Source organism: Brachybacterium sp. AOP43-C2-M15 (assembly GCF_052446295.1).
Taxonomy (GTDB): Bacteria; Actinomycetota; Actinomycetes; order Actinomycetales; family Dermabacteraceae; genus Brachybacterium.
This window is the reverse complement of sequence record NZ_JBQSWB010000001.1, coordinates 237,167-248,526: the sequence shown is the minus strand read 5'-3', so window position 1 is coordinate 248,526 and position 11,360 is coordinate 237,167. Positions and strand designations below refer to the sequence as shown.

Genomic DNA, 11,360 nt, shown 5'->3' with positions numbered 1-11,360 from the left:
TCAGCTGACCTGCCACTCCCAGTAGTTCCAGAACATCGTCGGCGAGACCGTCGTGTTCGAGACGTTCTCCACCCGGTCCCGATAGATCGTCAGCTGCGGGTGCTGGAAGAGGACCACCCCGAAGGCGTCGTCGACCAGATGCTTCTCCACCTCGGTGAGGATCTCGAGCTGGCGGTCCTCGTCGAGCTCGACCTGGAGCTCGTCGAAGAGCTCGTCGACCTCCTCGTTCGAGTACCCGCCGTAGTTGTTCTGCTGCCCGGAGCGGTAGTTCGCATCGGACGAGGTGACGCCGGTGCTCGTGGCCTGCCAGCCGAAGAGGAATCCGTCGTAGGTGCCGTCGCCGCTGCGCGAGCCCCAGTTCACGTCGCCCTCATCGATGATCTCGAAGCCGGCGGCCTCCGCCTGCTCCTTGATCAGGGTGAACTGCTGGACACGGCGCTCGTTGGTGTCGTCGTAGAGCACGCGCACCGCCGGCGACTCGACGCCGGCCTCCTCCAGCAGCGCCCGCGCGGCGTCGGGGTCGCTGCCGGGGAACTCCTCGTCCATCCCGTTGCCCGCCACGATCGGGTCGTACATCGGCGAGCCCGGAGCCATCGTGAAGGAGCTGCGCAGCGTGGCGTCCGGGTTCAGGGGCTGGATGATCGTCTCGAGGATCTGCTCGCGCGGGAGCGTCTTGAGGAACGCCTGGCGCACGAGCTTGGCCGTCTCCTCGTCCCCGCCGTAGGTCTCGGGGTCGAACGGACCGCCGTTGTCGAAGGTCAGGTCGAAGTGCTCGTAGGTGGCACCCTCGCCCCCGTCCACGGTCACGCCGTCGATGGCTTCCGCGGCGGAGAGGACGTCGGCCGTGGCCTGCGGCTGGATCATGTCCAGCTCACCGTTCTCGATGGCCTGCACCGAGGCCATCGGATCGCCGTTGATGCGGACGGTGATCTGGTCGACGCCCACCTCGGTGGGGCCGGAGTAGTTCTCCTCCCGCTCGAGGGTGAGGTACTGGCCCTCGACGAAGTCGACCATCTTGTACGGACCGTTGTGGACGATGAGATCCGTGTCCTCGGGCATCGAGGTGAAGTTGAAGCCCGTGTTCCAGGCGTTCGCGATCTCGGACAGGGCGGCGTTGTCCTCGTTCTCGATCGCATCGAGCACCGCCTGCTTCGCGGCCTCCGGATCCTCCTCGCCCAGGGCGAGCTTGCCGGTGATGTGCGCGGGCACGCCCACGCCGTCCGCACCGAAGCCGAGCTCCACGTCCCAGTCGGCGAAGTTCCGGGAGTAGGTGAAGGTGACCTCCTTGCGATCCTCGGAGATCTCCGGGAAGTCCGTGATCAGCGCTGCGCCGGGGCTGGCCGCGTCGAAGAAGACCGAGCCCTCGGAGAGGTCCTCGAGCTCTCCCTCGTCATCGCGCTCGTCCTCGACGTCGCCCTCCTCCTCGGTGTTGAAGTTCGAGGAGATCCCGGCCCACTGCAGGACGATGTCCGCGGCGTCGACGGGGGTCCCGTCCGACCAGGTCGCGTCGTCGGCGAAGGTGTACTTGATCTGGAGGGGGTCCTCGGAGACCTGCTCGATCGTCCCGAGTGCTCCGGGCTGGACCTCGAGCTGGTCGTCGTAGTAGCCGAAGTTGTCGTTCATCATGTAGGTGATGATCGAGTTGGAGACGGCGTTGCCGTTGGTGGTCTCCGTGTTCATGCTGCGGAACGCTTCGTTCCAGCCGATGTTCAGGACGCTGCCGGCACCACCGTCGCCGCCGTTGTCGTCGTCCTCGCCGGGCGGTGTGCAGGACGCGGCGATCATGGCCGCGGCGGTGACCGCGACCCCCGCTCCGAATTCTCGTCTTCTCATGTCTGCTCCTGGTGTGCTCGACGTCGAGGGCGATGGGTGACCGTGCCTCGTGGTCGAGGCGTGATCACGACTTGCGGAAGGTCGGTTCTCTCGGTATGGGGTGCCCCGACTCTAGGGATCGAATGCTCCCGGGGACCACCGTCCTGACGACGCATGGCCTTTCGTTACCAGTTCGTGATTGTGGGGGGATGGCATCGGGAGGCCCGGTCCATGAGGTCGGGGAGCTCGGGAATGCCGGTCGAGGATGCCCTGAGCGCCGGGCGGGGGCGGCGCGTGGGGCAGGTGCCGTGTCCGGACGCGGGGCGGCGCGGCGATGGGCAGGCGGTGCCACCGTGACAGGGCCCTAGACTCGGGTCATGCACCGGTCGGAGCCCCGTGACGGACCGGAGGATGCGCCACGTGGATCCTCGGGGGAGTCCGCTGACCCCGTGCGCCCACTGGTGCTGCGGAACGGCCGCGCGCCGGTGGTCGCAGCGCTCGCGCTGGCTGCGGCCGTGCTCGCGGCGCTGCTGATGGTCATCCAGATCCCCCTCGAGCGCGTGCCCGCCCTCCTGGGCCTCCCCGCCGTGCTCGCGGCGGTGGCGTGGGTGTGCTACCTGCGTCCCCGGGTCGTCCTCGCCCCCGAGGCGCTCACCATCGTGGGCATCGCCCGCACCACCACGATCCCGTTCTCCCGCATCGACCGTCTCGACGTCCGCCTCGGTCTCACTGTCCACGCGGAGGACGGGAGGGCCCATGGCGTCTGGGCGCTGCCGAGCGCCGGTCGGAGGGTGCGCCGGGACGAGAGGCGCCGGCTGCACGTGGAGCGGCACGTCCCCGCGTCCGTGCAGACCGTCGTGGACGCCCTCGCCCGCTGGCGGCAGGAGACGCCGCGCCCCTCCGGGAGCGGGGAGCGCGGAGAGAGCGGAGGGAAGGCGCCGATCAGGAGCGCGATCAGCATCGTGCCCCCGGGGCTGCTGGTGCTGGCCGGGGTCTGGGCGCTGTGGGGGCTGCGGACGGCCGCCGAGCTCTGACCGACGCGGGGCGCCGAACGGACCGGCCCGGCGCGGCGCGCCGCGTCGGCCTGTCCGGCCGGCCGCGCTTCCCTCCGCAGCGGGGTCTCAGACCTCGTCCGTGCCGGGCGTCGGCGCGCCGACGGGGTCGCCGACGACGGGCCCCTCCGTGTTCGGCCTCCAGCCCAGCGCCGGCGCGACGTGCTGCGCGAAGCTCTCCAGGATGTGGAGGTTGAGGTCCACGCCCGCCTGGTTCGGGATCACTTAGCATGTATTAAAGAGTGGTCAGAGGACGGAGCAAACGTGAGCGCGAGCAAAGATGCAGCCATCTACTGCAGGATCAGTCGCGATGCCGAAGGGGACGGGGAAGGCGTAGAGCGACAAGAACGACTGTGCCGCGAGCTTGCCGACCGTCTCCACTTAAACGTCGTCGAGGTGTACACAGACAACGACATAGGCGCTTCCGACAGGACATCAGACACAAAACAGCGAACCGCCTACAAACAAATGATTGCAGACGCGAGAGTCGGGAACTTCCACCACCTACTTGCCTACTCCAACTCGCGACTCACCAGACGGATGCTCGAACTCGAGGACCTCATACAACTCCACGAGCAATCAGCAGTTGTCATCCACACAGTCGCCTCGGGAGACGATGACCTCTCAACAAGCGACGGCCGCATGGTCGCAAGGATCAAAGCATCAGTAGACGCAGCAGAGTCCGACAGGATCGCAGAACGCCAACGAGCCGCATCCCTCCACCGCGCGCTTCAAGGTAAACCCAAGCTCCAACGGCAACGCGCATTTGGCTGGGAAGACGACGGACTCACAATCCGGGAGCCCGAAGCCACACACATACGAGCGGCAGTCGAAAAGCTCAAACAAGGTGCTTCCGTCACGCAGATACGACAAGAGTGGGAACGCGCAGGCATCAAGACAGCAGCGGGCAATGCTGAATGGCCTTGGCAGACCATAAACAGGGTGCTAGTCGGCTGGCGCACCGCCGGAGTGCGAACCTACCACCGCGAACCCCTACGAGACGCTACGGGCGAACTCGTTATGGGCGAATGGGAAGCAATCATCACACTCAAAGATCGTGAAGACGCACTCGTCATGCTCAGACAACGGAGCATCAAGAAGGTCCGACAGGGCACGTGGTACCTGTCAGGAAAAGTACGCTGCGGCGTCTGCGGTGGCAAGATGTACGGACAGCTCACAGACACACCAACCTACGGGTGCAAGCCAGGCAACGGCCACAACATCATCACAGCCAAGAAGCTCGAAATATACGTGCAATCCATGCTGTACAGGCGACTATTTGATCGGATGCAAAAGTCCGAGGCGAGCGACTCGAACAAAGAACAAAAACCGGACACTGACTGGCCGAGACAGGACGAACTCGACCGGACCAACACCCAAATAGACGAACTCATGAGCGCATACCAAGCGGGGTCACTCTCAGGCGAAATTGTCTTCCCACAGGTAGACGAACTCGACCAGAAACGACAAGTTCTACGCACCGAAAGAGACGACCACTACGCGAAACAGGCCGAACCTGTCACCCGAAGTGACGCGACAGCATTCGTGCAATCACTCATAGACAATGCCGACTCAGGGATACACAAGGATGACTCAGAGGAGGACATCGCACGAAAGAAACTCATGATGCAGAACGAAATCGACACGGTAGTCATCCACAAAGGCAAACGAGGACGAGCAGGCTGGGGCAAAGCTCTCCTCGAACGAATCGAAATCGTGTGGCGGAGCTAAGGGCAGCCACACATCACGTGCAGTAGACTGCGGAGCGAGCGGCAGACACGCAAAAGGCAACGATGTGTGCACACAGGCGTGGCACTACCGTTAGACCGCAGAGACTGACTGTTGAGACGTACAGGAGCGCGACACATGGCGATCTACAAAGTGACAGACCTCAAAACAGACGAAGTCACAACCACCAGCGACCTGCGCTACCTTTACGCGAAGTTGCATGACATCGAAGATGCCACACAGGTCGACCAAGACGCATACAAGCCATTTGAAACCGCGCTCGTATCATCTCCCGACTTCCAAAAATCGTTGAGCGTGCTGATCGAAGAGGTCGATGTACGCGAGGCAATCAAAAACGTACGGAAAGAGCTAGACGACGCAGCGGAAAAGCAGAAGACCGCGAAGGTTGAACTCCAGAAGCTGACCGCATCCGCTCTCGCAGACGTAGACGACAACGCAAAAGCGAAGGAAACAGTCGAGCAAATCCTCTCAGAGGCGAAACAATCACCCGTACACGTGAAGAAGTGGTTCGTCTCCAAGAAGGTCAACAAAAAGACAGTTCCGGCAGTCATCACCCATGTGAAACTTCCGAAGCACGTTGACACTCACATGACAACCATCGCAGAAGAGCGCGAAGCAAACCGGTCAGCAACAGCCACTTGAAGAGCCACAATGCGGGCGTTCAACAACTTGGACACGCCGCATCGCGACCTACGACTACTCGTCGAGCAGATCTACGCACTCGAACGTGAACTCAGTGCAGCCTGGGGAATGACACGCACCATCGAAGGTGACAGCGAGGAACTAGACGAGCTATACGGGCGCATGTACTACTACCTACTTGAGTACGTTCCCTTCGGACCCGATGAGCTGATGTTCTACGAAGAATACGTAGAGCAACACCAAGAGAAGCGCAGGAACAACCCAGATCCGAAAGAACGAGGATCGTCCCTCCCGTGGAACCGCCAACCACGCATCGTTCGAGGCGACCCGAACACATGAACACAGAAACTACAAAGCCCGCGTGAGACTTGTTGCTCACGCGGGCCAGTGTACGTGTAGTCAGCCCCGCTTCATCGAGTCCAAATGCGAAGCGAACTCCGTCAACGACTTAAACGAAGCATCACGACGAGCCACAGCCTCAGTGACAGACTTCGAATACAGGGGACGCTTACGATCAGCATCCTGAGCAAGCACAGACAGTTCATGACGAATCAAAGACACAACACGCGAAACTTCAGCGCGGTCAAAGACAACATCGTCAGTAGAAGGGGCGGTGGACTTCGTGTTCGTGTTCGTTGTCATGGATGGAACTACATCACGAGACTAGTAGCTGTCAACCCACCCAGGACACTCAAACAACGAGTGCAGACGTCGGCCGACAGGTCCGCATGACAGACAGCGACCACTAGGACCGCAGTCACCGTTACACTCGACAGATGACTGAAAACACAGAGTTCAACATCCCAGACGGCCCCCAGCCAGGCGCACCAGGAGACATCAACCCCCAGGCTGCCAAGCTGGCGATCATCTCAACCAAGCTCAACGAGCACGTCCAGCGAACCAAAGGCCAAGGACCGACTGACTTCGAGCAAGCGTTCGTCCTCGGATACATCGCCGGCATTGAAGTCGACGGCCAAGCACTAGCGCCCGAGCAGTATGACCCGGCAATTGCCAAGGCGCTAGAAGCAGCAGCCCCGCTCCACGGCTGATTCAACTCCTGAGACACACGAAAGCCGCAGATTCCGTAGCAAGCGAAACTGCGTCCTGAGAGCGTCAGCTACAAGCCACGAATAGGCGTGGCTCATAGCTGCCGTTTTAGCGACCTAGAGAACGAACGACACGGAAACCCATTGGACCGTGGTTCCGTTCGGAAAATGCAGTTACTGTGCTGGTGCGCAGACTCCTAAGCAAGCACGCACCACAGTTTTGCACAGCTCAAGCAGCCCAAAGGAACTCGAAGAGCGCAAACAAAAGGACCCAGCCTCAACGACGAGACTAGGTCCAACAAGAAAAAGAGAGAACGCACGATCCTGTGCATTAGGTAGAGGTGTATCAAAGACCCCAACTCGAAGTTGGGGGTGCAAGAGGGTCGATCACCACCTATCGACAACCGCTTTCACGGCCTCCTTACGTTGCCCACAATCACATGCGCTACCTAGCGTTGTTTGTTGCACCCGGCTCTTGCACTTTACCGAGTCTCATGAGATCCGCGAAACCGTGCCCCCCGCCTGGAGAACGTCCGTGGGGCTTTAATCGCAGAGCATGGCGCATTCGTCCGAAGCCGGTGTTCGGTCGTTGTATAGATCCTAATAATGGAGTTGGATCGAACACGTCATGCTGTGGCTATATTCAGTTGTCAAGATCAGCCCGAAGGCCAAACTAAGAAAACGTCCCGACCGCATTGAAATTGCAACATCCGACCGAAGCAAAATCAACGCGGTCGGAACGTTATGGACACACATATCGGAAAACGAATCAGGCCGTCTTCGCCAACGCCTCTTCAACGCGACGACGATAGCCGGGCATGTACTTAGACTGCTTACGGCAATACTCATTCCACATGGCCTCAGTCGCAACCACAGGTTCATCAATGACAACCCTTGCACCGCCCTTGCCCAACCTGTAGCAAACACGGTAATGATCAGGACCTAAATCAGTGGCCGGCAAAACCCAAATGTCACGAGGCGGGATGCTCCAATCCGCGTGCCTATTCGCCATCGACTCCGAAGTGCGGGCCAAATACCTCTTCTTCTTTCTGTTCTCATCGTGAGCTGCGACCTTCCGACTGCCGCCCCTCTTGAACTGCGACTGGAAACGCACATACCTCTCCCACTCGGCAAACGTCACCGGCAGGGGTTGCTTGACAACGACACGCGACTGACCCTCGGCGAGACGGTAGCAAACATAGCACTCATTGATCCCAAGTTCGGGCGGGGAAATCAACCAAATCAAAGCAGGCGGAACATCTTGCTTCGCATGTGCCTGAGCAATCCGCTTTGCCTTCTTAGACAACTTGTCCCTGTTCATTGCCGTCCTCCATTTCGTGTGAATTACATTCAATGGATCATATCGACGGTCAACGAGGATTCCACATCTCACTCTTGCACTAAAAACGGCCCGCAGTTCATCCAGAAAACTACGGGCCGTTTCGATCCACACGAATGCCCAAAGTGCAAGAAGACATTCAATGTTGCGAACCAGACTGACCTCCGATCACAACGAAAGAATCATATCGAGTAGAGATCCAGGCTCTACAATCCAGCGTCAGGCAGCCGCTCGCCAACGCTCAGCAAACACAGTCAGCAACCTCGCAAGCTCGCCCATGTCGCCAGTGGGATCTTGAAACTTCCAATCAATGACTTTGGCCGCAGCCTCAATCGGGGCAGATCCATCCGGATACTCCAGGTCGCCAGCAACCAGCATCAGCCAAACACCAGCGATGAAAGCTTTGCAATCCTCCACAGAGGCAACAGGTGACTCCTCCGCGAGGTTCCATGCGTCGAGCGTGCTGATCACACGCAGTCCCAGCTCACTGTGCTCACTCATCTCATCCATGCCACGAGCCTACCAAGCGAAGGCCACTGGTGAGGCTGACTGCTGGCGGAATTCTGCTAGAGGACTGCTAGTGGACTGCTTGGAGTTCTCTGGAGTACTCTGGCTTGCTGGAGTTCTCTAGAGGAGTTCTGGAATACTTTTAGAATTCTTTAGCTGGCTAGTGGACCACTCTTTGGGAAGTCTTCGAGGAGGCTTTCGGAGTCTTAGGGAAGCCTTCGGAGCAGCCGCGGCGGTAGTCCAAAGTTAGGGCTAGTAACTGTTGGGGCTTCCTTTATGAGGAAGACCAACATTTGTTCTCGAGGTGTGAAAACCTCTGCATCGGGAAGTCTCGAAACAAACTCGATGCCAGTAGCGATCGCCCAACTTGTGTCGAGACAGCACGTAAGCTCTGCATCGCGTTCAACATCGAACCGCTCCGATATAAACCCTACGACCACAACCCATCGTCGTAGGAGTAAACATGTCCCTGCCAAACATCGAAAACGACTTCAAGCTTCCCGAACTCGACAGCAACGAGACACCTTCAAAGCCCAAAAGCGTACGACTTGGAACACCACGAGGACGCGTTACCGAAAGCAATGCACGACTGCTCGCATTCATCGGAATGTTCCCCGGAGTCGACAGTGAAGCATTGTCAATCCTCAACCGAAGCCAACCAAGCCGCATCAGCACAGGCGGCGAACTCATGACAGTGAGAGGCACTGAGCAATACCTACGCAAGCTTTACAACCTTGACTCACTCGCCAAATTTCGTGACGCAGTCTCAGGAGTCACATCATACGGGCTCACAAAACTCGGTGTAGCTTACGCCCGCGAGTTCGACTACGACCTGACACACGAAGCATCACTCGACGGCATCAGTCTCGAACGGTTAAAGCACTACCGGATGATCGCTCACGTTGCCGCACAGTTCGCGTCGCCTGAAGGATTCTTCGAAGAATCACTCGGAGTTGAGCCTGTTGAACTTGAACAACTCGTCAGCGAACACGAAATGCGAGCAGCGTTCACACCCGTGCAGCGCAAGCTGAGCGAGAACAAGAAGCAAGGCAAGAGCAACGATTACGGCAAGCTTCGAGTTGAACTGCTACAGCGTGCTTTCAAGGAAGCACAAGACGGACGAATCGCATTAAGCGACCTGCTCCAAGCACACCCCGTCCTATACACAATCGGCTACCCACGACGTGAAGGCTCGAAACTCAAGTACGTTCACCAGCCTGATCTAGTCATCAACCTTGACAAGGATCGTAAGCAGAAGGCACAGAACCTACTCGTTGAAGTCGAACTGAACAAGAAGTCTTGGGAAGCTTACGATTCGATCCTAGCCACGCTCAAGGCCGAACTCGAAAAGCCCTACGTGTACGCCCGAGCGGTGTATTTCACCATCGGCTCAGGCGTCGAAACACTGCTCCGCAAGGTTGATGCAGCAGGTGACTACGGGCTGTTTAGCTCCGGGAAGCTGACTGTACTACCCATCTGCAACCGCGACGGTGACCCACTGCGACGCAACAACAGAGTGCGTGTCCAAACTAGGTGACGGGCACTCACTCACACAAGCATCCACACGATGCAACGGAGGTAAATGAACAATGTTAGATGCACTCGAAACCCTACTCTCAGGCCTATTCGGCCCATTCATCCCATTCCTGCAAGCTGCTAAACCCTACGTCCCATTCATCTTGATCGGGCTTGTGGCCCTTGCCTGTGTGGTGCGTTTCGGCACGCCATACGTGCTTGGACTCATCCGCCGGCTCACCACTCGAACACCTCGAAGCTTGTTCAAAATCAAGCGTGAACTACTTGCTCAGCCTGACATTTGCGAGATGTACGCACCCGCTAATCAGTACATCAATGACCGCGATGAAGGCAAGAAGGGAGGCGCACAATTCGCATGGCTTTCGCCATTCCCTCGCGCCGTACGTGCTTCGATCAAGCGAAACCCGGTATCGAGAACACGCAAGCTCAACGCTCGGGCACAAGTTGCAGCCGCAGCTAAGTGCATCACTGTTCGCGCACCGCACGCGGCTGACAATGTTGTCGGTGACCTCGAAGAGCACTACCGAATTGACATGAAGCTCGACGGCCACGACCGAAAGGAGATTGAGAATCTGGAAGGCCGAGTGAAGGCGCAACTCGGACTCCGTGAGACCCAACGAATCAACACAGCGGACAACTACACCATGAGCATCATTGCACACAAGAGCGATGCCGAAGACCCGCTCGTTGGTCAAAAGTACGGATCGGAGCTATTTAAAGACAACCCGGCAAAGACACCCAGCGCGCTCCCTTGCGCAGTTACACAGAGCGGCAACATCTTCACGGTTCCTATGCACCACACGCTCGTATTTGCGGGCACAGGTGGAGGTAAGGGTTCAGTAATCCACGCAATGATCCTTCAGCTTCTGCGCTTCTGGGAACAGGATCGCGTGAAGTTCTACGGGATCGACCCGAAGATGAGCGAACTGAAAGCGTATCGAGAAACATCAGTATTTGAGGATGTCGTGCAGGACACCGAGGAGGCTCAAGAATTGATCTCCCACGTGTACGAACTCATGAACAACCGTTCACGGTCAACCACGATTGATGTTGAAAAGGGTGACTTGAAGCGCAGCCTCGATGCAACCACTGAAACACCGATGGTTGTCCTTGTCATCGACGAGTTGCTTGACCTGTTGCTCTCGCTCAAAAATTTGGGCAAGCCGGGAGCGGCTACAGCTTCACAGTTGACGGGAATCCTCGCTAAGGGACGATCACTCGGCATTTACGTGGTCGCGGCTACACAGTCGGCCGACAAGGAGCTACTTGGCCGTATGCGAGTGAACTTCGCTAACGTAATCGTCCTCCGACAGGACAGTGTCTACCTTAATGACATGTTCCTTGGTGAAAAGGCGGCGGAACGAGGCTTCGACTCGACTGCGATCCCTGCATCAAACAAGGCGAACGGGTACAAGTACGCAGGTATCGGTTTCTCGAAGCAGGAGACCGGCGACCCTGTGAAAGTTCGCTTTGCCTACACCAGTGACGATGACCTCATTGAAGTCATCAAGAACTACCCAAAGGAGGATGACGATCTCTTCGGCGGCATTCCATCGCTACCTGAACCCGCCGAAGTTGACAAGCCCGAACAGTCGGATGCAACGTCAATCAATCTCGAGGAAGACCTAACAGGCCTTCCTGACTTGAACGATGACGAGGAGGTGAATGCCTGACCCA

At 58.3% G+C, this 11,360-nt stretch carries 11 protein-coding genes; 7 read left to right on the top strand and 4 right to left on the bottom strand.

From position 1 onward, the window contains the following. Positions 1-1,833, bottom strand: a complete 1,833-nt coding sequence (locus tag ACT3SP_RS01090) for an ABC transporter family substrate-binding protein (RefSeq protein ID WP_444585384.1) — start codon at positions 1,831-1,833, stop codon at positions 1-3. A gap of 428 nt (positions 1,834-2,261) precedes the next feature. Between ACT3SP_RS01090 and ACT3SP_RS01085 the strand changes: the two genes are divergently transcribed. Next, positions 2,262-2,846: a hypothetical protein gene (locus ACT3SP_RS01085; protein ID WP_444585383.1), complete on the top strand. Its 585-nt coding sequence runs from the start codon at positions 2,262-2,264 to the stop codon at positions 2,844-2,846. Positions 2,847-2,933: 87 nt separating this feature from the next. Here the strand turns inward: ACT3SP_RS01085 and ACT3SP_RS01080 are convergent, their stop codons facing one another. Continuing rightward, entirely contained in the window at positions 2,934-3,089 is a 156-nt protein-coding gene (locus tag ACT3SP_RS01080) for a hypothetical protein (RefSeq protein ID WP_444585563.1), read from the bottom strand. 39 nt (positions 3,090-3,128) lie between these two features. Here ACT3SP_RS01080 and ACT3SP_RS01075 point away from each other — a divergent pair, with 39 nt between their 5' ends. The 4 genes from ACT3SP_RS01075 (at position 3,129) to ACT3SP_RS01060 (ending at position 6,304) form a co-directional block, all read left to right on the top strand. Further along, positions 3,129-4,595: a recombinase family protein gene (locus ACT3SP_RS01075; protein WP_444585382.1), complete on the top strand. Its 1,467-nt coding sequence runs from the start codon at positions 3,129-3,131 to the stop codon at positions 4,593-4,595. A 135-nt stretch (positions 4,596-4,730) separates the two neighbouring features. Further along, on the top strand, positions 4,731-5,255 hold the full coding sequence (locus ACT3SP_RS01070; protein WP_444585381.1) for a hypothetical protein: 525 nt from the start codon (positions 4,731-4,733) through the stop codon (positions 5,253-5,255). 9 nt (positions 5,256-5,264) lie between these two features. Next, positions 5,265-5,594, top strand: a complete 330-nt coding sequence (locus ACT3SP_RS01065; protein WP_444585380.1) for a hypothetical protein — start codon at positions 5,265-5,267, stop codon at positions 5,592-5,594. Between the two features lie 437 nt (positions 5,595-6,031). After that, a complete protein-coding gene (locus tag ACT3SP_RS01060) occupies positions 6,032-6,304 on the top strand; it encodes a hypothetical protein (protein ID WP_444585379.1) in 273 nt (90 codons plus the stop codon). Between the two features lie 766 nt (positions 6,305-7,070). Here the strand turns inward: ACT3SP_RS01060 and ACT3SP_RS01055 are convergent. After that, positions 7,071-7,622, bottom strand: a complete 552-nt coding sequence (locus ACT3SP_RS01055; protein WP_444585378.1) for a hypothetical protein — start codon at positions 7,620-7,622, stop codon at positions 7,071-7,073. A gap of 237 nt (positions 7,623-7,859) precedes the next feature. Then, positions 7,860-8,150, bottom strand: a complete 291-nt coding sequence (locus ACT3SP_RS01050) for a hypothetical protein (RefSeq protein ID WP_444585377.1) — start codon at positions 8,148-8,150, stop codon at positions 7,860-7,862. 460 nt (positions 8,151-8,610) lie between these two features. Between ACT3SP_RS01050 and ACT3SP_RS01045 the strand changes: the two genes are divergently transcribed. Together ACT3SP_RS01045 and ACT3SP_RS01040 are read left to right on the top strand one after the other, a co-directional pair. Continuing rightward, entirely contained in the window at positions 8,611-9,684 is a 1,074-nt protein-coding gene (locus ACT3SP_RS01045; protein ID WP_444585376.1) for a hypothetical protein, read from the top strand. 52 nt (positions 9,685-9,736) lie between these two features. Continuing rightward, on the top strand, positions 9,737-11,356 hold the full coding sequence (locus ACT3SP_RS01040) for an FtsK/SpoIIIE domain-containing protein (RefSeq protein WP_444585375.1): 1,620 nt from the start codon (positions 9,737-9,739) through the stop codon (positions 11,354-11,356). Positions 11,357-11,360 lie beyond the last annotated feature (4 nt).